The 26,733-nt window shown below is 47.7% G+C and carries 23 protein-coding genes; 14 read left to right on the forward strand and 9 right to left on the reverse strand.

Going from position 1 to position 26,733, the window contains the following annotated elements; genetic code table 11:
* Nucleotides 1-78: 78 nt before the first annotated feature.
* The 3 genes from L6466_RS00255 (at nt 79) to pgeF (ending at nt 4,038) form a co-directional block, all read left to right on the forward strand.
* Nucleotides 79-2,532 (forward strand): glycoside hydrolase, encoded by a 2,454-nt coding sequence (locus L6466_RS00255; RefSeq protein WP_237802424.1) that lies wholly within the window; start codon nt 79-81, stop codon nt 2,530-2,532.
* A 133-nt stretch (nt 2,533-2,665) separates the two neighbouring features.
* On the forward strand, nt 2,666-3,217 hold the full coding sequence (locus L6466_RS00260) for a hypothetical protein (RefSeq protein ID WP_237802423.1): 552 nt from the start codon (nt 2,666-2,668) through the stop codon (nt 3,215-3,217).
* 56 nt (nt 3,218-3,273) lie between these two features.
* Nucleotides 3,274-4,038 carry a peptidoglycan editing factor PgeF gene (gene pgeF / locus L6466_RS00265; RefSeq protein ID WP_237802422.1) on the forward strand — a complete coding sequence of 255 codons (765 nt, stop codon included), beginning with the start codon at nt 3,274-3,276 and terminating at the stop codon, nt 4,036-4,038.
* Here the strand turns inward: pgeF and L6466_RS00270 are convergent.
* On the reverse strand, nt 4,016-4,936 hold the full coding sequence (locus tag L6466_RS00270) for a DMT family transporter (RefSeq protein ID WP_237793823.1): 921 nt from the start codon (nt 4,934-4,936) through the stop codon (nt 4,016-4,018). The two genes, pgeF and L6466_RS00270, sit on opposite strands and share 23 nt — an antisense overlap.
* A gap of 180 nt (nt 4,937-5,116) precedes the next feature.
* Here L6466_RS00270 and L6466_RS00275 point away from each other — a divergent pair, with 180 nt between their 5' ends.
* Nucleotides 5,117-5,740, forward strand: a complete 624-nt coding sequence (locus L6466_RS00275; protein WP_237813010.1) for an HU family DNA-binding protein — start codon at nt 5,117-5,119, stop codon at nt 5,738-5,740.
* 34 nt (nt 5,741-5,774) lie between these two features.
* Here L6466_RS00275 and L6466_RS00280 read toward each other — a convergent pair whose 3' ends face one another.
* Nucleotides 5,775-6,500, reverse strand: coding sequence for a hypothetical protein (locus L6466_RS00280; RefSeq protein WP_237813012.1), 726 nt, complete (start codon nt 6,498-6,500; stop codon nt 5,775-5,777).
* 98 nt (nt 6,501-6,598) lie between these two features.
* Here L6466_RS00280 and L6466_RS00285 point away from each other — a divergent pair, with 98 nt between their 5' ends.
* Nucleotides 6,599-7,621 carry a transposase gene (locus tag L6466_RS00285; protein ID WP_237813014.1) on the forward strand — a complete coding sequence of 341 codons (1,023 nt, stop codon included), beginning with the start codon at nt 6,599-6,601 and terminating at the stop codon, nt 7,619-7,621.
* A gap of 85 nt (nt 7,622-7,706) precedes the next feature.
* On the opposite strand, the gene L6466_RS00290 is transcribed toward L6466_RS00285, so the two are convergent.
* From L6466_RS00290 to L6466_RS00305, 4 genes are all read right to left on the reverse strand, one after another.
* Complete coding sequence (locus L6466_RS00290; RefSeq protein WP_237793812.1) at nt 7,707-8,105, reverse strand: DUF2147 domain-containing protein; 399 nt, start codon at nt 8,103-8,105, stop codon at nt 7,707-7,709.
* Nucleotides 8,106-8,247: 142 nt separating this feature from the next.
* Nucleotides 8,248-9,006 (reverse strand): succinate dehydrogenase/fumarate reductase iron-sulfur subunit, encoded by a 759-nt coding sequence (locus L6466_RS00295; protein WP_091817599.1) that lies wholly within the window; start codon nt 9,004-9,006, stop codon nt 8,248-8,250.
* A gap of 88 nt (nt 9,007-9,094) precedes the next feature.
* Nucleotides 9,095-11,074 carry a fumarate reductase/succinate dehydrogenase flavoprotein subunit gene (locus L6466_RS00300; protein WP_237813015.1) on the reverse strand — a complete coding sequence of 660 codons (1,980 nt, stop codon included), beginning with the start codon at nt 11,072-11,074 and terminating at the stop codon, nt 9,095-9,097.
* Nucleotides 11,075-11,108: 34 nt separating this feature from the next.
* Complete coding sequence (locus L6466_RS00305; RefSeq protein ID WP_237813016.1) at nt 11,109-11,840, reverse strand: succinate dehydrogenase/fumarate reductase cytochrome b subunit; 732 nt, start codon at nt 11,838-11,840, stop codon at nt 11,109-11,111.
* 172 nt (nt 11,841-12,012) lie between these two features.
* Between L6466_RS00305 and L6466_RS00310 the strand changes: the two genes are divergently transcribed.
* On the forward strand, nt 12,013-14,487 hold the full coding sequence (locus L6466_RS00310; RefSeq protein ID WP_237813017.1) for a glycoside hydrolase family 2 TIM barrel-domain containing protein: 2,475 nt from the start codon (nt 12,013-12,015) through the stop codon (nt 14,485-14,487).
* Between the two features lie 31 nt (nt 14,488-14,518).
* On the opposite strand, the gene upp is transcribed toward L6466_RS00310, so the two are convergent.
* Nucleotides 14,519-15,175 carry a uracil phosphoribosyltransferase gene (gene upp / locus L6466_RS00315; protein WP_237813018.1) on the reverse strand — a complete coding sequence of 219 codons (657 nt, stop codon included), beginning with the start codon at nt 15,173-15,175 and terminating at the stop codon, nt 14,519-14,521.
* A 224-nt stretch (nt 15,176-15,399) separates the two neighbouring features.
* Here upp and pckA point away from each other — a divergent pair, with 224 nt between their 5' ends.
* The 8 genes from pckA (at nt 15,400) to L6466_RS00355 (ending at nt 25,113) form a co-directional block, all read left to right on the forward strand.
* The gene (gene pckA / locus L6466_RS00320) at nt 15,400-17,013 is read left to right on the forward strand and encodes a phosphoenolpyruvate carboxykinase (ATP) (RefSeq protein ID WP_091853421.1); all 1,614 of its coding nucleotides are present in this window, start codon (nt 15,400-15,402) and stop codon (nt 17,011-17,013) included.
* A gap of 90 nt (nt 17,014-17,103) precedes the next feature.
* The gene (locus tag L6466_RS00325; RefSeq protein WP_237793805.1) at nt 17,104-18,018 is read left to right on the forward strand and encodes a DUF3667 domain-containing protein; all 915 of its coding nucleotides are present in this window, start codon (nt 17,104-17,106) and stop codon (nt 18,016-18,018) included.
* Nucleotides 18,019-18,507: 489 nt separating this feature from the next.
* A complete protein-coding gene (locus L6466_RS00330; protein ID WP_091853424.1) occupies nt 18,508-19,737 on the forward strand; it encodes a DUF6242 domain-containing protein in 1,230 nt (409 codons plus the stop codon).
* A gap of 21 nt (nt 19,738-19,758) precedes the next feature.
* Nucleotides 19,759-20,481, forward strand: a complete 723-nt coding sequence (gene porG / locus L6466_RS00335; protein WP_237802416.1) for a type IX secretion system protein PorG — start codon at nt 19,759-19,761, stop codon at nt 20,479-20,481.
* 31 nt (nt 20,482-20,512) lie between these two features.
* Nucleotides 20,513-21,253 (forward strand): isoprenyl transferase, encoded by a 741-nt coding sequence (locus L6466_RS00340; protein ID WP_091817572.1) that lies wholly within the window; start codon nt 20,513-20,515, stop codon nt 21,251-21,253.
* A gap of 65 nt (nt 21,254-21,318) precedes the next feature.
* Nucleotides 21,319-23,997: a BamA/OMP85 family outer membrane protein gene (locus L6466_RS00345; protein WP_431356526.1), complete on the forward strand. Its 2,679-nt coding sequence runs from the start codon at nt 21,319-21,321 to the stop codon at nt 23,995-23,997.
* An 18-nt stretch (nt 23,998-24,015) separates the two neighbouring features.
* Nucleotides 24,016-24,531, forward strand: coding sequence for an OmpH/Skp family outer membrane protein (locus L6466_RS00350; RefSeq protein ID WP_091817564.1), 516 nt, complete (start codon nt 24,016-24,018; stop codon nt 24,529-24,531).
* A 75-nt stretch (nt 24,532-24,606) separates the two neighbouring features.
* On the forward strand, nt 24,607-25,113 hold the full coding sequence (locus tag L6466_RS00355; protein WP_237793787.1) for an OmpH/Skp family outer membrane protein: 507 nt from the start codon (nt 24,607-24,609) through the stop codon (nt 25,111-25,113).
* An 86-nt stretch (nt 25,114-25,199) separates the two neighbouring features.
* On the opposite strand, the gene L6466_RS00360 is transcribed toward L6466_RS00355, so the two are convergent.
* Nucleotides 25,200-25,526: a DUF4377 domain-containing protein gene (locus tag L6466_RS00360; RefSeq protein WP_237793785.1), complete on the reverse strand. Its 327-nt coding sequence runs from the start codon at nt 25,524-25,526 to the stop codon at nt 25,200-25,202.
* Between the two features lie 340 nt (nt 25,527-25,866).
* The gene (locus L6466_RS00365) at nt 25,867-26,712 is read right to left on the reverse strand and encodes a patatin-like phospholipase family protein (protein ID WP_237793783.1); all 846 of its coding nucleotides are present in this window, start codon (nt 26,710-26,712) and stop codon (nt 25,867-25,869) included.
* Nucleotides 26,713-26,733: the final 21 nt, after the last annotated feature.

Here is a 26,733-nt window from a genome sequence, read left to right on the forward strand (position 1 = left end):
GTGGTGATTTTTCGTATTTTGTGTTTTATTTTGATTAAATTTTATATCTTTGCATCACGATTAATCATAATAAGTAATATGAAGAGATGTCTTTTGTTTTTGGCAACAACCATGGTAGCGGCTGTTGCCGGTTGGGCTCAGACCAGTTTCAGCGAGCCAACGACGTTGTATGTGATGCATAGCAGTGGTAATCACTTGGAGAAAGGTACTGATAATGGCGGATGGATTGAGGCATCCACAAAATCCAATCCACAGAAGATGACGTTGATACCCGATGGAACAGGATATTATTCCATACAGGTGGACGGACAAAAAGCTTTCCTGTCGCAGTCGAGACAATGGAACACGGGTTTCGTTGCCGACTCTTCTCTGGCTGAGGCAAAATTCCTGATTGAACCAGGCATGAGCCAATACGTAAAACTGCGTTGCAAATCCAATAACAAATATCTGGGTACAGACAGTAACGACGGTCACCAGAAGGTGTTTTCCGACAAAGACGGGTCGGACATGAAGCACCTATGGTATTTTGGCAGCAAAGTCAATGCCACGCCCCCTGTTGATACCCTTACTTATATGGTTAATCCGCAGGTGGTGCGTCAGCATTTCGATGGCTGGGGCGTGTCGCTTTGCTGGTGGGCAGGCCAGTGTGGCAAGTGGTCGGACGAGAAAATCACGGAAATCGTGAAGTGGCTTGTCAGTCCCACCGGCCTTAATTACACCCATTTCCGCTATAACATTGGCGGTGGCGACGACCCCGAGAACAGTCATTGCGACCTGCACCATATGGGCAGAGGCAAGGGCCTGCGTGCTGAGATGGAAGGTTTCAAGGACTTCAGTGGCGATGAGTATCATTGGGACCGCGACGCTGCCCAGCGAAAGATTATGCTGAAAATCAAGGAGCTGCGCCCCGATGCCGTGTTTGAAGCCTTCAGCAACTCCTGTCCTTATTACATGACCTACAGCGGTTGCTGCAGCGGCAATGTGGATGGCGGAAAAGACAATCTGAAGCCAGAGTATTACGAGGAGTTTGCACATTATCTGGTGGATGTCTGCAAGCACTACAAGGACGAATACGGCATTGAGTTCAAGACCCTGGAGCCCTTTAATGAGTCGGTCACTAATTTCTGGTATGCCAACGGTCCGCAGGAAGGCTGTCATTTCGACTATGCCTCGCAGATAAAGTTCATCCGTGTATTAGAGCCTATCCTAAAAGCCTCAGGACTCAGCACGGTTATCTCGGCATCCGACGAGACCAATATAGGACTCTCCGTAGAGGGCTTCAAGCAATATAAGAATGCCGGTGTGCTGTCGAAGGTGGGCCAGTGGAACACCCACACCTATTCCGGCAATAATGCCGACCGTTCGCGCCTGGCATTCCTGGCCCATCAGTCTGATATGCCCCTTTGGATGAGCGAGACGGGTAGTGGTGGCAACGGCATTGGCGGCAATCTCAGCATGGCGCAGCGACTGCTTGACGATATGCGCTACATACAGCCTGAGGCGTGGATTGACTGGCAGTATATGGAAGAGGCCAATGACCAGTGGTGTACCATTCGCGGCAGTTTTGCCGACCAGACTTACGCCAAGGTGAAGAACTACTACGTGCGCCAGCAGTGCTCACGCTTCATTAAGCACGGCTACGACATCATTACATCGCCCTGTCCGAAGACGCTGGCTGCCGTTAATGCCGCCCGCGATACGTTGGTGCTCGTGGTGCTCAACGAAGGTACAAAAGCAATCCACAATATTGACCTGTCGCTCTTTCCCGACCTGCCTGCGCTTACAAGTATCAAGGCTTACCGCACTTCGGCCAGCGAGAATCTGACCAGCACGAAGAGTGGCGTTACCCTTAATGGCAGTGAAATGAAGGTCATCATGCCTGCCCAGTCTATCATGACATTTATTATACCTACCCAGTGTGCGGTCGCAGAACCAGACAGCCTGCTGCGCGACGGGTGTGAATATCTGATTATTCCTCGACATGAGACCTCGCGGGCCGTCTCGGCAACGGGCAGCAGGGTGACTATTCAGGACATAGACTACGGTGATGCCCAGCGCTGGATGCTCTCCGACCTTGGCAATGGTACCTATGGCTTGCAAAACGCACTCGGACTGCGGCTCACGGCTCATCGTAACCTGAGCAGCTCTACGCTTACCGCTGCGAAGAGCGAGGCCGACGAGCAAGATTTCTATATAGAAGTCGTTGACTATCCATATTATAAGATTCTGGCTAAGAAGGGGCATAGTCACGCCTTCGACCTCAATAATGAGTCAACAGCCCCGGGAACCGCAGTCTCTGTTTGGCAGTATCAGGACGGCAACGCCGCCCCCATTCATCGTCAGTGGATGCTGTTTCCGCTTAACGGTTCACAAAAGACTGATGCCATTTACGAACTGCCTATGTCGCAGGAAAGGATGATGCAGTCTGCTGAAAAACGAATCTATGACCTGTCAGGTCGCCGCATGGGCAACCGTGGCGGGCTGAATAAGGGACTTTATATTATAAACGGTCGTAAAGTGGTGATACCTTAGGGCATTTCCGTTTTCCCTCTGCGAAATAGGAAATTCCCTACTGAGGTTTAGGAAAAACACCTTGCGTAGCAGCTGCATAGTTTGTATCTTTGCAATGTGAACAAGAAGTTGAACCCTTTAAAAAGATACAGCTATGAAGAAGTTTTTTACCTATACAGCAATGATCATCCTGACGATGACTCTGTTTACCAGTTGCGATATTGAGTTCTGGGAGGATATGGAAGACCGCAGCGAGGCTCGTACACTCGACGGCACTTGGACTGGCTATATCGATACCTACTATTACGACCGTTGGGGACTGACTGGCGACAGCTATCGTACCACGATGTACTTCGAGCGCACCAGTGCCTATAGCGGATGGGGCTATGAGGTTGACTACGACCTGAACAGCCGCTATTCTGACTATTACTACTGCGAGTTCGAGTGGGATATCTACAAGGGAAGCATCCGCATTCGCTATGCCGACAGTTGGAACGACGTATATATCAACGACTACCGTCTGAGCAGCAACCGCTTCGAGGGCTATATGGACGACGGCACCTCAAAGGATATCATCTTCCGTCTGAACTATGACAGTAAGTTTGACTGGGGCTACTGGAACACACGCGGCATCACTCGCAGCGCCAGCGACAGCACCACCACCACTTCTACCAAGGTGATGGCCAGCGGAAAGTTTGCTAAGTAATCCTGCCGTTGTTACACAGAAAAAGCGTATCTTTGCAGGCAAAAAGGTGCAAGGATATGAAGATACCAAGTTTGCAATACTATCATATAGCTGAGGGCCTCACCGCCTTCAGCTCTATGCGTAAAGGGGGCTATAGCTCGGGGCGCTATGGCGAGTTTAATATCAACAGATACTGTGGTGATAGCGATGAGGCTATCCGCCAGAACCGCGAAGCGCTGTGCCGCCTTCTGGATATTACCGACGACCATCTGCTGATGCCGCATCAGGTCCACAAGGCCGAGATAGCCGTGATTGGCGAACAGCGGGATATAGACCTTGAGGGTTATGATGCGCTGATGACCAATGTGGAAGAGGTGTGTATCGGCGTCTCTACAGCTGACTGTATCCCCGTGTTGCTCTATGACCCCAGACAGCGTGCCGTCTGTGCCGTTCATGCCGGCTGGCGAGGCACGGTGATGCGCATTGTGGAGCAGTCCATAGCCAGGATGACGGAAGTTTACGGCACCAACCCCGCAGACCTTATCGCACAGATAGGCCCAGGCATCCACCTGGAGAGTTTCGAGGTGGGCGACGAGGTGTATCAGGCTTTTGAAGATGCGGGATTCCCGATGGAAAAAATCAGCAAGAAATATGAGAAATGGCACATCGATTTGCCAGAGTGCAACCGCTTGCAGTTGATTGCCGCAGGCGTGCCAGATGCGCACATCAGCGTGTCGCCCGTGTGCACCTATATGCAGGCGGACACCTATTTCTCAGCCCGCCGACTGGGCATCGAGTCGGGTCGCATCTTCACAGGTATTATCCTAAGAAGAAGAGGCTGACACCTACTACCGAGACTACGGCACCCACTACGGCGCGCCACGTAATCTGCTCCTTAAACAGCCAGTAGGACGGCAGGATAATGATGATAGGCGTCGTAGCCATCAGTGTAGAGGCGATGCCAGCACCTGTGTATTGCACAGCCATCAGTGAGAATCCCACACCCACGAAGGGACCGAATATCGTGGTAGCCGTTGCTACCGCCAGGCCCTTTCTGTCGTGCAGCGCCTCGCGCAGCGGAGCCATTCCCTGACGCACATACATCAGCAATGAGAAACCAATGATGCCTGCCACGCAACGATAGAAATTGGCACTAAAGGGAACAAGCCATGAGGGCATGTCTGCCGTCATCTCGTAGTGGTCCATACCAATCTTGCTCAGCACCAAGCCCACGCCCTGACACATAGCGGCGCCCACAGCAAAGAGCACACCGTTCAGGGGCAACTTCAGCGACACCTTATGATGCTCACCCCGGCCCAGCACGGAGATGCTGATACCAAAGAGCGTCACCAGCATGGCCACGATGCTCATCAGCGTCATCTGCTGACCCAGTGTGACCCATGCCATCAGCGCAGCCGCCAGTGGTGCCATCGTCATAAACAGTTGTCCGAAGCGCGAGCCAATGATGATATAGCACTGGAAGAGGCAGAAATCGCCTATCACATAGCCCACCAGACCTGATAGCAGCATCCATCCGCCGGCCTCCCATGAGGCCCCGGCGGGCAACGGACTGCCCGTTACCACCATAAACAACACTCCTGAGAACAGCAGCGCCAGCGCCATTCTCAGCACGTTCAACGTAAGGTTTCCCAGTCTCTTTGAGCCAAATTCGCTCAGCAGCGCCGTAGCCGTCCACGAGAACGCTACGCCAATAGATATCAATTCGCCAATGTAAGTCATAGTTTTCGTGCCGCAAAGGTACAAAATAATGTGGAAACAGCCAAATAGTTGGGAAAAAGTTGTTATCTTTGCAACTAATTTCTATCCCAAACTTTGGGATGTACATTTCAAAGTCTGGGATGTGTATCCCAAAGTTGGGGATGGAGATTTCAAAGTTTGAAACGTAAAAAGATAAGTGATATGGCTAATTATGTAATTAAGGAAATGCCTGAGGGTATGGGCAACGGCAAAAAAGGAAGGATATTCCCAAAGATGCAAGTCTATACGGAATATGACTACGATAAGGTAGTGGAACTCATTCACAACTATTCGCCTGCTTTCAGTGAAGGCACGGTGCGTGGCGTACTTGATACGCTTTCAGAGGTTATGAAGACATATCTTCCCATGGGTCACACCATGAAAATAGACAATCTTGGTGTCTTCTCGTTGGCTCTCCAATTTTCTGATAATCCAGCGGAAGACGATAAGCAAGACGAGCCCAAGATGAAGTATCGTCGTGTAGAGGCTAAGGGAGTGAACTTTAAAGTTGATAAGAAACTGGTAGATGATATTAACAGAGACAACACCTTTGAGCGTGCGTCCTATAATCCCGCTACCACCTCACCCTATACACCAGAAGAGCGTCTGCAGCGTGCGTTCCGTCATATCGATAAGCACGGATTCATCACCCTGCAGGACTATGCTAATCTCAACGGTCTCAGCAGCAGTTCTGCCTCGCGAGAATTGGCTAAGTTTGTCGCCGACCCTGCATCCGGAATAACTGAAAAAGGTGCCGGATCGCATAAAGTGTGGGTGAAGGGATAAAATAAGAGGATGTGTTGCACATCCTCTTTTGTATTTATTCCTTTTGTCTCAAATCGCCTATGATATTTTTAGCCATTTTTAGGTTTGATTGTATAGGTTTATCTGAAAGAAAACGCCATGCTTCCTCAGAACGTGTTGCAAATTTTGACGTCTGGTCTAACATCTCATCTACAAACTTTCTGTATTCCAAGAGTTTTTCGTGATTTCTTGGTATGGCGGCCTCTTTGAGGAATGTTTTCATAAACCCGTTATATAGTTCCTCTCCTTTTGTTCCTGCTGTGAAGAAATAGATTGAAACAAGCCCAGTAACGGGGCCACCAGTCTCTGCTTCTGCCGTCGTTTGAAGAGAATCGAGAATAATCCTGCTATATCGAGTTCCTAACTCCAGAATATCCCATTGTATCTGCGCTACCTCAAGGTCAAATGAATCACGTACTACTATGAATGACTGAAATTTGCTAAATGCAGCACAAAAATAAGCCTGCTCTTTTATTCCTTTCCGCCATCCAGATTTTTTCTTGGGAACGTCTAATACCTTCCAAAATCCCAAGTAGGGTAAGGAGTGACGATGTTCTTTCTCTATCGCAGCTAAATCATGCGCATTTGGGTGGGTGTTCTGAAACATATCGAAAGTCAGTTTCACACCAGGCTGCCATATAATATGTTTTTCATTTTCAGTCTGGTGAATAGGTTCTTCCTGAGCCGTTAAAGTCAGACAACAGAACAATAAAACTATTAATGATAAAGGTTTAAGCATCATTTATTAGCTGATTAATTTGTTTCTGTCGGCAAATATACGAAATCTTTCCGAATTATGAAACGATGTTGGGAAAAAGTTGTACTTTTGCATCTCAGATTATGGACAGGACAACATTTGATAGCCGGAAACCTTTTGCGGGAAAGAAGAAAGCCTCGATGCAACGACGCAGTGTGTATAATGATTATACGGCACGGCGTATGTATATGATAACGATGGTGACGGAGGGAAGAAAGCCCCTCTTTGGAAAAGTGGTAGGGAGAAGTGATGCTGAGGAGAAATCGGCAGAAGTGCCACATATTGAGTTGTCACCCTTAGGAGAGCGCGTTAAGGAGATATGGGAATCTATCAGCAGCTATCATCGGGAGGTGAAGGTGGTGGCGCTGCAGATGATGCCTGACCATCTGCATGGCATTCTCTTTGTTACGGAAAAGATGGAGCAGCCATTGGGCAAAGTGCTGTTGGGATTTAAGCAGGCCTGCAACAGGGCGTTTAGGGAGGTGATGCCAGTGGAGTTCGTCGCTGTGGCACAGCGACATGCACAACAGACAAGAGACCGCGGGCTGCTATTTGCCAAAGGCTATAACGACCAGATACTGCTGAGGGACGGACAGCTGGCGCGCTGGCTTCACTACTTAAAGGATAACCCTCGACGCCTGTTGATGAAACGTGAGAATCCAGAGCTCTTTCGTGTGCAGAGGGGACTCGAATATGCTGGTCTTTCTTTCTCGGCTATCGGCAATCGCTTTTTGTTGGAGCACCCAGTGAAGTTGCAGGTACAATGCTCAAGGCGTATTAGCGAAGAGGAGTTAAGAGCAAAGCTTGAGGCCTGTCTCAGTGAAGCCAGAAAGGGTGCTGTGCTTGTGTCGCCTGCTATCTCTAAGGGTGAGAAAGCGATTATGCGTGCTGCCTTTGATGAGGGGTTACCACTCATTTTTCTTGAGGAGAATGGCTTTACGGATTTGGCAAAGCCTGGGGGAAAGCTAATGGATGCCTGTGCTAAAGGTCAGTTGCTGATTCTGGCTCCCTGGGAGCATCATAACGAAAAACAGACTATTAAGAGGGGACAATGCTTGGAACTGAATGATATGGCACGAATACTTAGCGAGGGGGATAGACCTTGAATCTATCTCCCTCGCTATTTTGTGACCGCTCGACCTTTGGTCGCTTGCTACCAACGGAACGCAAGAATTGTGACAACTGTGACAGTTACTTCCGCTTCCATGTCTGCGTCTCGTACAGGAAACCGATGTAGCCGCGCACTTTCAATTTGCCGTCTTCCAGCCAAATAGAGCATTTATAGTCCTTGCCGTTCTTGGGATTGTAGATGCGACCGCCTTCCCACTTCTCCTTCTTCTTTGAGAGACCAGAGAGGATGTTTACGCCCATCAGTTTACGACTGCGCAATTTCTCGTCAGGGTTGTGGGTATCCTTGGTCTCAGGGCCCTGTTTCAGCCACACAATCTTACCGTTTACTTTGCCGTTGGCCTCATAGATTTCCACCTGGGCATCGCCTGCCTCAGTCAGCCATTTCCCTTTGATGTCTTGTGAATAACCAGTCTGGGCGAACACGGCCAATACTAAACTTAATACAAATTTTTTCATCATTTATTCTGTTTATATTGGTGATAATTTCGACCGCAAAGGTACACACTTTTTCTGAATAGTGGGGCGATATGGTATAAAAAAAAAAAGCACCGCAAGGATGATTTCCCTGCGGCGCCTCTTATATAAATAATGTACGTGCGTATTAGTCGGCGAGCTTTGCCTTAATCATCTCGCGGTTCAGGCGAGCGATGTTAGCGATGGTCTCGTTCTTAGGACATACAGCCTCACAAGCACGGGTGTTGGTACAGTTACCGAAGCCCAGCTCGTCCATCTTGGCAATCATGTTCTTCACGCGGCGGGCAGCCTCAATCTTACCCTGGGGAAGCAGGGCGAGCTGAGAAACCTTTGACGAAACGAAGAGCATGGCAGAACCGTTCTTACATGCTGCAACGCAAGCGCCGCAACCAATACATGTAGCGCAGTCCATAGCCTCGTCGGCATCCTCCTTAGGAATCAGGATAGCGTTGGCATCCTGAGCCTGACCGGTGCGGATAGTGGTGTAGCCACCTGCCTGGATAATCTTATCGAAGGCGTAGCGGTCAACCATGCAGTCCTTAATCACGGGGAAGGCAGCTGAGCGCCAAGGCTCTACAGTGATCACGTCGCCATCGTTGAAGCGACGCATGTAGAGCTGACAGGTTGTAGCGCCACGCTCTGTGCGACCGTGAGGTGTACCGTTGATGTAGAGTGAGCACATACCGCAGATACCCTCGCGGCAGTCGTGGTCGAATACGAAGGGCTCCTTGCCTTCGTTGATGAGCTCCTCATTCAGGATGTCGAGCATCTCGAGGAACGAGGTATCATCGGGAATATCGTGCATCTCGTGAGTGTCGAAATGTCCCTGGTCCTTGGGGCCGTTCTGGCGCCAGAACTTTATCGTAAATGAAATATTTCTTGCCATAATTTTAATTCATTAGTTATCTTACGATGACTAATGGCTTCGCCTCAGCAGAGTTCAAGCGAGCTTGACTCTGCCTTCGGCTTGCACATTAGTTCTTATAGTTACGTGTCTGTACCTTGATTGCCTCGTACTCCAGTGGCTCCTTGATGAGCTCAGGCTCGTTGCCCTTGCCTTTATACTCCCAGCAGCCTACGTAGAAGTAGTTCTCGTCGTCGCGCTTAGCCTCGCCTTCCTCGGTCTGGTACTCCTCACGGAAGTGACCACCGCAAGACTCGTTACGAGAGAGAGCGTCGAATGCTACGAGCTGACCCATTGTGAAGAAGTCGCGCAGGTGGATAGCCTTGTCGAGCTCCACGTTGAGACCTTCCTTAGTGCCAGGAACGAAGAGGTTGGTGTCGAACTCCTTCTCGAGCTCGTGCATCTTCTTCAGACCTTCCTTCAGGCCCTCAGCGGTGCGACCCATACCTACATATTCCCACATGATGTGACCCAGTTCCTTGTGAATAGAGTCAACAGAACGCTTACCCTTGATGTTGAGCAGACGGTCGATCTCGGCGTTAACGCCCTTCTCGGCAGCCTCGAACTCAGGCAGATCGGTAGAAACCTTTGGCCATACAGCCTGATCTGCGAGATAGTTCTGGATGGTGTAAGGCAATACGAAGTAACCATCGGCCAGACCCTGCATCAGAGCAGAAGCACCCAGACGGTTGGCACCGTGGTCAGAGAAGTTACACTCACCGATAGCGAAGAGACCAGGGATTGTGGTCTGCAGTTCGTAGTCAACCCAGATACCACCCATTGTGTAGTGGATAGCGGGATAAATCATCATGGGCTTATAGTATTTCACGCCATTGATTTCCTTACCGAAGTCACCAGGATAAACGTCGGTAATCTCTTCGTACATATCGAACAGGTTGCCATAGCGCTGCTTCATGGCGTCAAGACCAAGACGGTTGATAGACTCAGAGAAGTCGAGGAACACAGCCAGACCAGTGTTGTTCACACCGAAGCCCTTGTCGCAACGCTCCTTAGCGGCACGTGAAGCCACGTCACGGGGAACAAGGTTACCGAAGGCGGGATAACGGCGCTCCAAATAGTAGTCGCGATCCTCCTCGGGAATATCCCAAGCCTGAATCTCACCTTTCTGAAGTTTCTTGGCATCCTCGATATTCTTTGGAACCCAGATACGACCATCGTTACGCAGTGACTCAGACATCAGCGTCAGCTTAGACTGCTTGTCGCCGTGAACGGGGATACAGGTGGGGTGAATCTGAACGTAAGAGGGGTTAGCAAAGTAAGCACCCTTACGATAGCACTGAACAGCAGCGGTACAGTTACAACCCATAGCGTTGGTAGAGAGGAAGTAAGTGTTACCGTAACCACCAGTAGCGATAACTACGGCGTTAGCTGAGAAACGCTCCAGCTCGCCAGTAACCAGGTTCTTGGCGATGATACCACGAGCGCGGCCATCAACGATGACTACATCCTCCATCTCGTAACGGGTGTAGAGCTTCACCTTGCCAGCGTTAACCTGGCAGCTCAGTGAGCTGTAGGCACCCAGCAGCAACTGCTGACCGGTCTGACCCTTAGCGTAGAACGTGCGGCTTACCTGGGCACCACCGAATGAACGGTTGGCCAGCATACCACCATATTCACGAGCGAAAGGAACACCCTGAGCCACACACTGGTCGATAATATTGTTTGATACCTCAGCCAGACGATAAACGTTGGCCTCGCGAGCACGATAGTCACCACCCTTTACAGTATCGTAGAACAGACGGTAAACAGAGTCGCCATCGTTCTGATAGCACTTGGCAGCGTTGATACCACCCTGAGCAGCGATAGAGTGAGCACGACGGGGAGAGTCCTGAATGCACAGGTTGATCACGTTGAAGCCCATCTCACCGAGTGAAGCTGCTGCAGAAGCACCAGCCAGACCGGTACCTACTACGATAATGTCGAGCTTCAGCTTGTTCTTGGGGTTAACCAGTCGCTGATGAGCCTTATATTCCTTCCATTTCTCAGGCACTGGTCCTGCAGGAATCTTTGAATCTAATACTTTTGCCATAATAATATTCAGTTTTCTATATCCATTAAACAATTTACTGACAGCAGGCAGCTACAGCATCACAGCAAGCAGCATCGGGACAACAGTTGAGTGAAGGAGCACAACCGAAGGCAAAGCCCAGCACTACAACAGTGAAGCCCAGCATAAGGAGGGTCACATAGATGAGACCGAAGCACTGCATGCGCTTCTGCCAAATTTTACCGCTCAAGCCTAAAGTCTGCATAGCTGACCAGAAACCGTGTGCCAGGTGGAACCAGATGGCGGCGAACCAAACGAGGTAGAGCACTACCAAAGGCCAGTGTGAGAAAGTGTCAATAATGAATGCGAAACCGTCTGCGGGGCTGTGACCATTGGTGAAGCCTGCAATCTCGGCAAACATCATGTTGTACCAGAAATTCTGCAGGTGAACCAGCAGGCCAATCAGGATAATCAGACCCAGCACGAGCATGTTCTTAGAGGCCCACTCAACCTTACCGGGATTGACGGTAGTTGAAACCTCATAACGGCTGTTACCGCGAGCCTTACGGTTTTGAGCCGTGAGGATAAACGCGAAAACAATGTGAATGACAGCAAGGGCAGCCAAACCCATAGTAGCTACGAGAGCATACCAGTTGGCACCCAGCAATTCGCAAATGGTGTTGTAAGCCTCACCAGAGAAAAGCGCTACGATGTTCATTGCACAGTGGAATGTCAAGAACAGAATGAGCGCAATGCCAGTAACAGACATTACCACCTTTCTACCAATTGATGAATTAAATAACCACATAAATGATTGAAAAATTAATGAATGAATTATTGTATTTAGATTTATTTAGGGCACAAAATTAATCAAAAATCGTGAAATTACAAACGATTATATTAAGAAATATAAGAAAAATGTGTAATTTTGTAGCCGACAAGGACGATTCTTCGTCAAAAAACATCTGCTAAAAACGTATATGAAAATTCAATTATTAACTTTGGCACTGGCTGGCATATTGTCTGCACAAGCTCAATCGAGACAAGAATTTATTTTACAAGACAACTGGCAGTTCTCGCGTGATAAACAGGCGTGGAAAACGGTGAGAGTACCCCATGACTGGGCTATCAGTGGCCCCTTTGACAAGAAGTGGGACCTGCAAACGGTTGCCATTGAACAGAATGGTGAAAAAAATGCGACAGAGAAGAGCGGGCGCAGTGGGGCTCTACCTTGGATAGGTGAAGGATATTACAAAAGAGTTATCACGATTCCTAAGGATTTTAGCGGTCATGCAGAACTTGTATTTGATGGTGCAATGTCTGAACCTACAGTCTATATCAATGGCAAACAGGCTGGCTATTGGGCTTATGGCTATAATACATTCCGTGTGGATATCACGCCTTTTATCAAAAAGGGTGAGAACCTGATGGAGGTGCATCTGAAGAATGTGGAGGAGAGCTCGCGTTGGTATCCTGGTGCAGGCATCTATCGACCTGTGACACTTGTCCTTACTCCAGAGCAGGCCCGTATTGACGACTGGGGTATCACCACCAGGACAGTGTTGCACGCTCAGAGAAAAAATGGTACGGATTATACTAAATTGGTGGTGGAGGTTCCCATTATTAATGCTGGCCAAGGACTGCCTGTTGTCATGGAACTCATTTCGCCTGATAATAAAGAGAAAAAATGGGTCTCACCTGCACCTATGAAAAAAGGGTCGGGTAAGGCCGTTGGCACGTTCATGATTCCAGATGCCCAACTGTGGTCTCCGGAAACACCTCATCTTTATGGCTTACGTGTTACGCTTTGTGATGGCAATAGCACCCCCAGCGTATATGACGACTTCGGTAAGGCCATCGACCGGAAAACGATGAAATTGGGCTTACGCACCGTCAGAGTGTCGAAGGAAAAGGGTTTCCAGCTGAATGGTGTGACGCGAAAACTGAAGGGTGTCTGTCTGCATCATGACCTCGGACCACTGGGCGCGGCAGTCAACAAAGCTGCTTTGATTCGCCAGATAAAGATTATGAAGGAGATGGGGTGCGATGCTATCCGCACGGCTCATAATATGCCGAGCCAGTGGCAGATGGATATCTGTGACTCACTGGGAATGATGGTGATGGCCGAGAGCTTTGATATGTGGAAGTATCCTAAGTGTAAGAATGGATATGCGCGCTTCTTTGACCAGTGGGCCGACAAGGATATCACGAATCTGGTGAAGGCGAATAGGAATCACCCGTCCATCGTCATGTGGTCTATCGGCAACGAGATTCCTGAACAATGGAGTGAGGAGGGAAGAGAAATGGCCATTCGCTTGCAGGGACTGGTACATTCTCTTGATGCAACACGCCCAGTTACTCAGGGCATGGATCGTGTGGATAATGCACTGGCCAGTGGTTTCGCGCAGGCAATGGATATCCCTGGACTGAATTACCGATTGAATAAATACCAAAAGGCGCATGATACGCTAACGCATGGCTTCCTGTTAGGCTCGGAAACGGCCTCTACGGTCTCTTCGCGTGGCACCTATTATTTCCCTGTAACGCCTACGGATAAGGGTGTTCACCCTGATGGTCAGTGCTCGGGCTATGATGTGGAATGGTGCTCATGGAGTAACTTGCCCGATGATGACTGGCAATGGCAGGATGATAAGGACTGGGTGATTGGTGAGTTCGTATGGACGGGGTTCGACTATCTTGGTGAGCCCACGCCTTATGATGAGTACTGGCCTTCGCGCTCGTCGTATTTTGGTATCTGCGACTTGGCCGGACTCCCTAAGGACCGTTATTATCTCTATCGCTCGCATTGGAATAAAAAGGAACATACCATCCATTTGTTGCCTCATTGGACATGGGGAAAGGAGAGGGTAGGCAAGGTAACGCCTGTCTATTGCTATACCGATTATGATGAAGGCGAACTCTTTGTCAATGGTAAGAGTCAGGGGCGCATCAAGAAAAACAAAGATAGTCGTCTGGACCGCTATCGCCTGCGCTGGAACAATGTGAAATATGAGCCTGGTGAGGTGAAGGTGGTGGTCTATGATGACGAAGGAAGTGTTGCTGGAGAGAAGGTGATGCGTACAGCAGGCAAAGCTGCTGCCCTGAAGGCGGAAGTATGGACGCAAACCTCCAACCTCCAATCTCAAACCTCAAAGCTCAAAGCCGATGGTAATGACCTGGCTTATGTCACTGTCAGTTTGGTGGATAAGAATGGTACGCTGATTCCTGATGCTACAGACCAGCTCTCATTTGAAGTCAGTGGTGCGGGAAAGTTCCGTGCAGTCTGCAATGGTGACCCTACGAGTCTGGAGGTCTTTACTGAACCCACGATGAAGCTCTTCGCAGGACAGTTGGTCGTGGTTTGTCAGGCTGGAAAAGAAAAAGGTCAGCTCACGCTTACCGTCAAGGACAAACAGCGTAAACTGACCAGGAAAATAAGTATCCCTGTGGAATAATAAAGTCCCTCCGGAATGGAGGGGTTTTTATTTAGAGTTTTTCGCCAAAGCAGAGATCGCCGCAGTCGCCGAAACCTGGTACGATGTATTTGTGCTCATTCATGCCGGGGTCAATGGCTGCGCACCATAGCGTAACATCATCGGATACGCTCTTCTGTAACATTTCAACACCTTCTGGCGTGCCAATTACGCTGGCGATATGCACCTGATGAGGCTTGCCAGTTTTCAGAAGAGCCTCATAGGCAGCTACCATTGATCCACCTGTAGCCAACATGGGGTCAACGATGATGAGGGTCTTGCCTTTCACGCTGGGCGAAGCCATGTATTCTGTGTGGATGCCTACCTCGGTATGCTCACGATTGGTATACATGCGGAATGCCGATACAAAGCCGTTCTCTGCATGGTCAAACACGCGCAGGAATCCCTGGTGGAAAGGCAGTCCGGCACGCAGTACGGTAGCCAGCAGCACTTCGTCCTTAATCATGGGGATGTCGATAGTGCCAAGGGGCGTGGTCACCGTTTTGGGCTTGTAGGTCAAGGTCTTCGACAGCTCATAGGCCATCATCTCACCAATACGTTCAATGTTGTTACGAAACAGCAGACGGTTTTTCTGATAACTCTTATCACGAACCTCGGCCATGAAATGATTGATGACCGAATTTTGCTCTGAGAAATTAATGACTTTCATAAATTTAGATTTTTGATTGCAAAGATAGTTATTTTTGCACGATAATTGCTAACTGCGGGTTGCAAAACCTTTAAACTGACTCTTGTTTTGAGATACTTTAACATAAAAATGGTTGTGTGCGCACAAAATATTCACCTTTCACCTTTCACCTTTCACCAATTATTTGTACCTTTGCAGCCGTTAAAATAGTCGAAAGTATAATTTTTTAAATAAATCAAAAACAAATGGCAAAGTTAGATTTGACACAGTATGGCATCACAGGTTCTACCGTGATTGCTCACAATCCTTCGTATGAGACTCTCTTCGCAGAGGAGACAAAGGCTGGTCTGACTGGTTTCGACAAGGGTCAGAACACCGAGCTGAACGCTGTAAACGTGATGACTGGTATTTACACTGGTCGTTCACCTAAGGACAAGTACATCGTGAAGGATGCACAGAGCCAGGATAAGGTATGGTGGACTTCTGAGGAGTATAAGAACGATAACCACCCCATGAGCGAGGACGTATGGGCTAAGGTTAAGGAAATCGCTGTTAAGGAGCTCTGCAATAAGAATCTGTATGTTGTTGACGCTTTCTGTGGCGCTAACGAGGGTACTCGTCTGGCTGTTCGCTTCATCGTTGAGGTAGCATGGCAGGCTCACTTCGTTACCAACATGTTCATCCAGCCTACTGCTGAGGAGTTGGAGAACTTCGAACCTAACTTCGTAATCTATAACGCTTCTAAGGCTAAGGTTGAGAACTTTAAGGAGCTGGGTCTGAACTCAGAGACTTGTGTTGCTTTCAACACTACAAGCCGCGAGCAGGTTATCATCAACACATGGTACGGTGGTGAGATGAAGAAGGGTATGTTCTCTATGCAGAACTACTACCTGCCTCTCCAGGGCATCGCTTCAATGCACTGCTCTGCTAACACCGACATGGAGGGTAAGAACACCGCTATCTTCTTCGGTCTGTCTGGTACAGGTAAGACCACTCTGTCTACCGATCCTAAGCGTCTGCTGATTGGTGACGACGAGCACGGATGGGACGACGAGGGTGTGTTCAACCTCGAAGGTGGTTGCTACGCTAAGGTTATCAACCTCGACAAGGAGTCTGAGCCCGATATCTACAACGCTATCCGTCGCAATGCTCTGCTGGAGAACGTTACTGTTGACGAGGCTGGTAAGATCGACTTCGCTGACAAGAGCGTAACTGAGAATACTCGTGTATCATATCCTATCGATCACATCGAGAAGGTTGTAAAGAAGGTGAATGGTAAGAGTGCAGGTCCTGACGCTAAGAACGTAATCTTCCTGTCAGCTGACGCATTCGGCGTACTGCCTCCCGTTTCTATCCTGACTCCTGAGCAGACTAAGTACTACTTCCTCTCTGGTTTCACAGCTAAGCTGGCTGGTACAGAGCGTGGTATCACAGAGCCTACTCCTACATTCTCTGCTTGCTTCGGTCAGGCATTCCTCGAGCTGCACCCCACAAAGTACGCTGAGGAGCTGGTTAAGAAGATGGAGAAGAGCGGTGCTAAGGCATACCTCGTTAACACTGGTTGGAACGGTACTGGTAAGCGTATCTCTATCCGCGATACTCGTGGTATTATCGACGCTATCCTGGGTGGCGCTATCCTGAACGCTCCTACCAAGAAGATTCCTTTCTTCGATTTCGAGGTTCCCACACAGCTTGAGGGCGTAGACACCAACATCCTGGATCCCCGCGACACTTATGCAAATGCTGCTGAGTGGGAGGAGAAGGCTAAGGATCTGGCTGCTCGCTTCATCAAGAACTTCAAGAAGTATGAGGGCAACGAGGCTGGTAAGGCTCTCGTAGCTGCTGGTCCTAAGCTCTAAGCCTTAGGTCCTACGACATAACGATAAAACAGGCGTCTACACGGAATGGTGCAGATGCCTGTTTTTGTTTTTTACTAACCATTAGAAACAATGAATCTGAAAGAGAAATACCGTGTGTTCAAAGAGTGGCAACAGCGTCCTTATCAGGTGGCTCCACTCACACAGGAGGAACATACCTGTGCCACCTGCGGCACCAGTTATCAAGGTAATTATTGTCCGCGATGCGGACAGTCGTCACGTATCGGACGTTATTCGATGAAGACGGCTTTTCTGTTGTTTCTTGACGTCTGGGGACTGGGTAATCGTGGTATGTTTCGTAGTATTCGCGACTTGTTGTTGCGTCCCGGCTATATGATTCGCGATTATCTGGGCGGTATGCAGATGGCCTATTTTCCACCGTTTAAGATGTTTTTCCTCTTGGCAACTTTATCTATCGTGGTTAATAGTGGTCTTAATATAAGAGGTGAAAATCAGTTGGTGAAGGTTGTACAGGCTTACGAGAGAAGTATTGATATGGATATACGGACTGCCCCTGCTGAGCAGAAAGCTGGAGTGAAGTCAGGCACAGATAATGAACGTCTGGACTTCGGAGAAAAAATAAATGGTACGCTCAAGGTCTTCATCAGATTCCTTATCGACCATCAGACAGTGGTAGAACTGGTTTGGTTGTTGGTGCTCTCTTTGCCACTTTATGTGCTCTTCAGGAATTGTCCGGCAATCCCGGATCTGTATTATACTGAGTTCTTTGTGGCGATGATTTATATTACTAATATGATGAATATCGTCTCAATAGTATTCAGTTTCTTCTGCGTGAACTTGGATACCATCGGCTTTATATCCCCGATATTGAGTATTGTTGCACTCAAACAACTCTGTGGTTATTCGTACCTTCGTACCATCCTGGGCCTCGTTGCTTCATTCGCTATCATCACAATTGCGGTTTTGATTATTGTGGTGCTGGTTGGTATAGTTGTAGGGTTAACGATGGCAATGAACGCACAATAAAATGCAAAATTACACACATAAACTTGATTTAAATCAAGAATTGTGGGTGTTTGCGCAAACTAAAGCGTTTATCCTACACTTGTAATACAAAATAATTTGTACCTTTGCAATGTAGTCGTGATGATTACACACACGTTATTCATTAGGTTAGTAGTTTTATAGAATTAAGGTAAAGATTATGTTATTAGATTTTCAAACAACGTGTGTGTTGGTATTAGTGGTTATTTCCACAATTCTGAGTGTTATCACTCTGATGAATACTAACATCCGTTGAAAGGAGTGCGGGGTGAGCGATTCATACCGCACTCTTTTTTTATGCTCATTTTACCAGTAAGTCTGCCATATAGCGGTAAATAAACCATACAAAATCCTAAAAACAACTTAAAATCAGGGCAATAATGATATATTTTGTTTAATTAAGTGGTGAAAATGTCCGCTTTTTGCAGATTTGTGCTTAACTTTGCAACCAAATTGTTTAAACAAGATTAGATGAAAAAACTTTTTAAGCCGCTGTGTGTGATGCTTGGCGCATTAGTGACGATGACTTCGTGCCTTGGCAACGGCGACGATGATACAACAGTATATAGTGATATGGCTATTACGGCCTTCACTTTGGGTACGCTGAACAGATATACCCATTCAACCTCTTCTGACACTGGTAACGATACCATTATCAAGTCTACATTGACAGGCTCGAACTATAACATGGCTATCGACCAGAACAGTTATCGTATCTATAACCAGGATCTGTTGCCATCGGGTACAGACTTGGCTCACGTGACCATCAGTAGTGTCTCTACCCTGAATAATGCTATTGTAACCTTGAAGTCACTTACTAGCGACAGTATTCGTTTCTTCAGTACCAGTGACTCTATCGATTTCACTACACCTCGTGTCTTCCGTGTCTTCCCTACGAATATGGAGGGCTATCGTGATTATACAGTAACTCTTTTTGTCGATGAGAGTGCCGGTCTTTCTTTCGAATGGAATAAGGTGGATACGCGTGCTGATTTGCAGGGATGGAGCGAAAACCATCTGGTGGCTTTTGGAGATAGTGTCCGTTTGGTTGACCAGAACGTGGTGACTGCAGATAATTGTGCTTTCAGACTGAATGGTACCAATGTGGAGCGCTCTGAGGATCTGGATAACTGGACTGTCATGGGTACAGCAGCTTTGAAGCAGTTGGTTGGCGTAGGCACAAAGGGCCTCTTTGCTTTGGGTACCGACGGCATGATGAAGCGTTCAGAAGATAATGGCGCAACTTGGTTGGATGAGACGCTTGACGAGGATGCTTCTCTGTTGCCTGTTAGCGATATCGCTATGACATCATGGGATTATACTCCACTGGATTCTACCGATTACCTGCTGATGGTGGGTAACGATGCACAGAATCAGGTTCGTGTATGGCGTAAGATTAATCAGTATGGTGGTGTTTCGAAGGGTGGAAAATGGGTATATATGCCTGTTGACCTGAACAATCCTTATGCTTTGCCTGTGCTGCAGCATTTATCACTGGCCTATTATAATAATATGGTATTGGCGCTTGGCAGTGATAAGGTGATTTATCAGTCAGCTGATCAGGGCATCACATGGAAGGAATCTTCTAAATATGCGTTGCCTACAGATTTGCAGGGAACTGTGATGAGTCTTGCTGCCGATAGTCAGAACCGCCTTTGGGTGGTCACCGATGCTGGTGAGGTATGGCTGGGAAAGAAATGATGATGTAAGATATAAGCAGTGATGAGCGAAGGTAAATATCATATCTCAACAGTATGGGTGAAAATACTATTTGTATGCTTCACACTTCACTGTTCACTCTTCACTCAGACTATATTGGCTCAGGACGAGCCGGAATATAAGATGGAGTTGGGTGCCGGTGTTGGCCTGATGAACTATCTGGGCGATTACAATGGTAACCTTCTCAAGAAGATGCAGCCCATGGGGGGACTGGTGGCAAAATACAAGATGAACCCCCGTATGGCGTGGGCAGCTACGTTGAACTACGGACAACTGAAGGGTGAGGCAGAGAATGCTGGCACGTGGTATCCTGGTGGTACTGATGTCCCTACGTCGTTCTCTACGAAGCTGGTTGACTTGAACGTCAAGTATGAATATAACTTCTGGCCTTTCGGTACAGGACGGGAATATCACGGTGCACAGCCGTTGACACCTTTTATCACTTTGGGCGGAGGCCTCGCTTTTGCTAAAGGAGATAAGTCGGTAGTGGCTTTTCAGGTACCTATCGGTTTTGGTGTGAAGTATAAGTTGATGGACCGTCTGAACCTCACGGCAGAATGGTTGATGCATATCTCGGGCAGCGATAAACTGGATGGTATTCGTGATCCCTACGGCATCAAGAGCAGCGATCTGTTTAAGAATACCGATTGCTACACCACTTTGCAACTCTCGCTGACCTATGAGTTCATGGAGAAATGTAAGACTTGTCATAACGATAAGGACTAACGGAATTGATAATTGAAACTGTAATATAAATATGACAGCAGAACTGGATATGACGCGCATCCCACAGCACATTGCCATTATTATGGATGGTAACGGTCGCTGGGCCATGGAACGTGGCAAGGAGCGCACCTATGGTCATCAGGCCGGTGTTGAGGCCGTACGTCGCATCACGTCAGAATGTACACGACTGGGTGTGAAGTACCTCACGCTCTATACCTTCTCTACTGAAAACTGGAACCGCCCCGATGATGAGGTGGCTGCACTTATGGGATTGGTTCTCTCTTCACTCGAGGATGAGATCTTCATGAAGAATAATGTGCGTTTCCGTGTGATAGGCGACTTAGGTCGACTGCCTGAGGCTGTACAGCAGAAACTGCGTGAGACGGAAGAGCATACGGCAAAGAATGATGCGATGACAATGGTTGTGGCATTGAGCTATTCATCGAAGCTTGAGATTGTACGTGCTATGCAGAAGATGGCACAGGAGGTGAAGGATGGGACCCTCACTCCAGAGTCTATCGATGAGAAAACCGTCGATGAGCACCTGTGGACAAGTTTTATGCCCGATCCCGACCTGCTGATCCGTACGGGTGGCGAGGTACGTATCTCCAACTACCTGCTATGGCAGATAGCTTACTCAGAGCTCTATTTCTGCGACACCTACTGGCCCGACTTCGGTGAGCAGGAGCTGCGTAAGGCTATTCAGAGTTTCCAGAGCCGTCAGCGTCGTTTTGGTAAGACCGAGGCGCAGGTGGAAGAGGAGGAAAAGTAATAAGGTAAAAATGTTAAAGTCAAATTAAAGTGACCCATTATTATATTATAAATAAGGTGAAAGGATTGGTGAAAGGTATCTTGCCTCTTTGCCTTCTTACCTTCTTGCCTTTGTATGCTTCAGCACAGAATAAGATAGTAAACCCCGATATCTCCTATGCTGGTACTCCCCGTCAGTGTGAGATTGGTGGTATCACCGTAGAAGGTGTAGAGGGCTATGAGGATTTCGTATTGATTAACCTGTCGCAACTTCGTGTAGGGCAGAGTATCGAGGTTCCTGGCAGTGAGATTACGGAGGCTGTGAAGCGTTACTGGAAACATGGCTTGTTCTCAGATGTCTCAATCACCGCCGACTCTATCGTGGATTCTAAGGTCTATCTTTGTATCCATCTGTCCCTGCGTCCTCGTATCACCAATATTGAATATCATGGTGTGAAGAAGAGCGAGCGCGAGGATTTGGAGAACAAACTGGGTATGGCCAAGGGCATGAGTCTGACGAAGAACCTCATTGACCGTGCTAAGATCCTGGCCACAAAGTATTTTGATGATAAAGGCTATAAGAATGCTGAGATTGATATCCGTCAGAGCGATGATGTAACGGGTAAGAATCAGGTGGTGCTCGATGTCTATATCGATAAGAAAGCCAAGATGAAGGTTCGCCGCATTATCTTTGATGGTAATGAAAAGGTGGCTGACAAGAAAATCAAGGGTGGTTTCTTCTCTAAGGGTGCCTTTGGTAAGATTCATGAGGCAGGCAAACTGGGCAATTTCTTCAAGGCCAAGAAATTTACTCCAGAGCGCTATGGTGAGGCTAAGCAAGCCCTTATCGACAAGTATAACGAGATGGGTTTCCGTGATGCAACAATCGTTGAGGACTCTGTGTGGACGGTTGACGACAAGCACGTCAACGTGTATGTCAAGATAGAGGAGGGTGAGAAATACTATCTGCGTAATATCACTTGGGTTGGTAATACCGTTGCCAATACCGATGCTCTGAATAAGACGCTGGGAATGGTGAAAGGCGATGTCTACAACCAGCGACTCATGAACAAGCGCTTGATAGAGGATGATGATGCTGTACATAACTTCTATTATAATAATGGTTATGTGTTCTCTAGTGTGGAGCCAACAGATATCAATGTTGTGGGTGACTCTATAGATGTGGAGGTACGTATCACAGAAGGTCCGCAGGCTCACTTGAACAATGTACGTATCTTTGGTAACGACCGCCTCTATGAGGAGGTAGTGCGCCGTGAACTCCGTACCAAGCCTGGTGATCTCTTCTCAAAGGATGCCCTGATGCGTTCTGCTCGTGAAATCGCTTCTATGGGTTACTTCGACCCTGAGTCGGTGAGCCCAGACGTGAAGCCTAACTATCAGGATGGTACTGTTGACGTAGACTGGAACCTGGAGCAGAAATCTAATGACCAGTTGGAACTCTCACTTGGTTGGGGACAGACTGGTGTCATCGGTCGTGTAGGTGTCAAGTTCAATAACTTCTCTTTGCGCAACCTCCTTGGTAAGAACAAGCTGCGCCGTGGCTTCCTGCCTGCTGGTGATGGTGAGCAGATTGGCTTGAATTTCCAGACAAATGGTCGTTACTATAGCAGTTATAGTGCCAACTACTCTACGGGTTGGTTTGGCGGAAAGCGTCCTAACGCCTTCAACGTAGGTGTCTATTATTCTAAGCAGAGTGACGTGTCGAGCACCTATTACAACTCAGCCTACATGAACAATATCTATAGTTACATGTATGGCACGGGTTCATACAACAGCAGCTACTATAACTATGATAGTTTCCTTGATGACGATAAATATGTGAAACTGTTGGGTATCTCCGTTGGATGGGGTAAGCGTCTGCGCTGGCCTGATGACTATTTCCAGTTCTCGGCTACCTTGGCTTATCAGCGTTATATGCTGAAAGACTGGCAGTACTTCCTGATTTCCAATGGTAACTGTAACAATATCAACCTGGGATTGTCGCTGACACGTAATTCTACCGATAACCCCTTGTTCCCACGTCATGGTTCAGAGTTCTCACTCTCTGTAACCCTTACGCCACCTTGGTCTTTGTTTGATGGCAAGGATTATAAGAATCTGGCTACCCAGGATACTTATACCAACGATTATGAGCGCTACCAGAGCGAGCAGTCGTCAAAGTATAAGTGGGTGGAGTATCACAAGTGGAAGTTCAAGAGCCGTACCTATACAGCCCTCTCAGATGGTCAGAAATGCTTCGTGCTGATGACTCGTGTAGAGTTTGGTTTGCTGGGCTCTTACAATAAATACAAGAAGTCACCATTCGAAACCTTCTATGTGGGTGGTGACGGTATGAGTGGCTATAGCACCAGTTATGCTGAGGAGACCATCGGTCTGCGTGGTTATGATAATGGTTCTATCTCTTCTTCTGCCTATGTAAAGGGTGGTGAGTGGAGTGGCAGTCGCTATAGTGCCTATGATGCCTATGCCTACGACCGCTTCACGCTGGAGTTGCGCTATCCCTTTATGTTGGGCAACACTACTATCTACGGACTTGGCTTCCTTGAGGGTGGTAACGCATGGGCAAAGACTCGTGATTTCAACCCCTTTGATATGAAACGTTCGGCTGGTGTCGGTGTACGTATCTTCCTGCCTATGGTGGGTCTGATGGGTATCGACTGGGCCTATGGTTTCGACAAGGTATACAATGGAGGCTGGCAGCGTGGTGGCGGTCAGTTCCACTTCATACTTGGACAGGAATTCTAACCTATAAAATTAATGATAATGAAGAAACTGATAATCCTTTTTATCTGTGCTGTCTGTGGTCTCTCAACGGCCTCTGCACAGAAATTTGCTTTGGTTGATATGGACTATATCTTCAAGAATATCCCTGCCTACGAGCGTGCTAACGAACAACTGTCGCAGGTGTCGAAGAAATGGCAGGCAGAGGTGGATGCCATAATGACTGAAGCTCAGACTATGTATAAGAACTACCAGAACGAGGTGGTTTTCCTCTCTAAGGAGCAGAAACAGGCTAAGCAAGATGCTATTATGGAGAAGGAGAAATCTGCTGCCGACCTGAAGAAAAAATATTTTGGTCCTGAGGGAGAGCTCTTCAAGAAGCGCACAGCCCTAATGAATCCTATCCAGGAGGAGGTCTATAATGCTATTAAGGATGTTGCCGACCTGCGTGGCTATCAGCTGGTACTCGATCGTGCCAGCGATACAGGCATCATCTTTGGCTCGCCTAAGATTGATATCTCTGATGAGGTGCTGCGCAAACTGGGCTACGCCAATTAAACTCATACGACATGATAACGTCATAACGATATAATGTTCTAACGAAAATAACTTAATAAAAATAAAACAACAACAATGAAAAAGTTTATTATCTGCGCTCTTTGCGCAATCTGCGGTTTCACTACCGCCAACGCACAGGCTAAGTTTGGTCACGTGAACACACAGGAGATTGTCCAGGCTATGCCTGAGTTTACTACTGCACGTACAGACATCGAGAAGCTTACTCAGCAGTATGAGGCTGATTTGAAGTCTATGCAGGACGAACTCCAGAAGAAGGCTGAGGCTTTCGAGAAGGAGGAGGCTACCCTGCCCGAGAATATCAAGACTCGTCGTAATCAGGAGCTGCAGGATCTCTATCAGCGTATCCAGCAGACCTATCAGGACAACCAGCAGGCTCTTGCTAAGGCTCAGCAGGAGAAGATGCAGGCTATCACCGCCAAGGTCCTTGATGCTATCAAGGCTGTTGGTCAGGAGGGTGGCTATGTATACGTGATGGATATGAGCGCTGGCATTCCTTATATCAGCACTACACTCTCAAGCGACGTTACCGCTCAGGTTAAGGCTAAGCTGGGATTGAAGTAAAATCTATAAGACGAGATTATATAAAAGGCCGACATCACGAATGTCGGCCTTTTATGTTGGAGCATTTTGCTCACAGATATCATTGGTTATTTCTGTTCAGACGTGATGCCTACAATGTTGAGAAATACATAAATTCGACTGGGAATGTCTGTTTGGTTGCTGTTTTTGAGAATCTTGACCTTTAACTCATAGGCAGTATTCTCTGCGTAGAGAGAGTCAAAGCCGTCAATCTGCGACAATGTCCATTCCCCGGATTTATTCTCCCTGACCTGGTAATAGGACACAGGCAGCCCGTCAAGACTATAGCCCTCTGAGCGGCTGTTGGCAGCCACTTCAATAGTTCCAACTGTGTACTGCTCGTTTTCGGTGCTCTCATCGTCTGTGCATCCTGCAAAGGCTAGTACTAATACCATGAGCATTGGGATAATCCATATCCCTTTACTCCACTTCAATTTCTGTGTATTCATCTTCTATAGGATTGTTATTATAATAATGATCTTTGTTGTAAACACGTCCAATATATAGTAAGAACTATTTCCTGCTGGCACAGTAATATTTTGGAATTCAATATAATCACCATTGCCTTTTGAGTTTACAAAATTACATATTTTTATAGTATAAAACAAGAAATTGAAGAAAAATATAAAGCTTTCTCGTAGTTTTTCCTGTTTTATTATTGGTGTTCACTAGTGTCCACATATATATATAGTATCAGCAAATAAATGATGAAATAATTTGAACTCTCCCTGCAGATTATCCCCAGAAGTCCTTGATGCGCTCAATATAGCGTTCACCAATGGCACGACCTATCTGGTAGACGTGCTGCATCTGTTGGGGATTATGCGAGATATGACCAATGGGAATTTTCGCGTCAGGACGAATCACCAGACAGCGACCCTCACGCTCGGCCTGAGCCACATATTCCAGCTGTTTGTTATACATGATGTGACGATAGTCCAAGGCTTTGATCATCTCTGGATAGCGTCTTAGGGCAAGGCGCATCAAGGGCATCAGGCGGTTGTGCTCTTTCTGATACCCCAACGGTTGGGTGAGAACCACCACATTGCGGTCGTAACCAATCGATTCTGTGTAGGCCAGGGGAATAGAGTCAGCCACGCCTCCGTCAAGCAGTTTGCGTCCCTGTATGCTGACCACTTTAGAAACCAGGGGCATCGATGCCGATGCACGTATCCATTCATAGGTGTCATAGTTGGCTTCCGTCAGTGGTTGATAGACAGCTTCTCCTGTTTCCACATCCGTACACACCACGATAAACTCCATGGGGTTATGGTTGAAAGCATCGTCGTCATAGATCTCATACTGCTTAGGTACAATATGATAATCAAACTCTGCGTTGAAATAGTCGCCTGTGGTGAGTAGTGAGCGGATGCCACTGTAGCGACTATCCTTGGCAAAGCGCATGTTGTAACGGATGGCACGTCCTATCTGCCTGGATTTATAGTTACAGCCGAAGGCAGCACCAGCTGATACACCAATGAGCCCGTCGGGCCATATGTCGTGTTCCATCATCACATCGATGATGCCTGTCGTCCATAGTCCGCGCATGGCGCCTCCTTCTAAAACAAGTCCTTTTTTCATATTGTGTTGAATAGTCTGGTT

This window comes from Prevotella communis, assembly GCF_022024175.1.
In the GTDB taxonomy this organism is placed as follows: domain Bacteria; phylum Bacteroidota; class Bacteroidia; order Bacteroidales; family Bacteroidaceae; genus Prevotella; species Prevotella communis.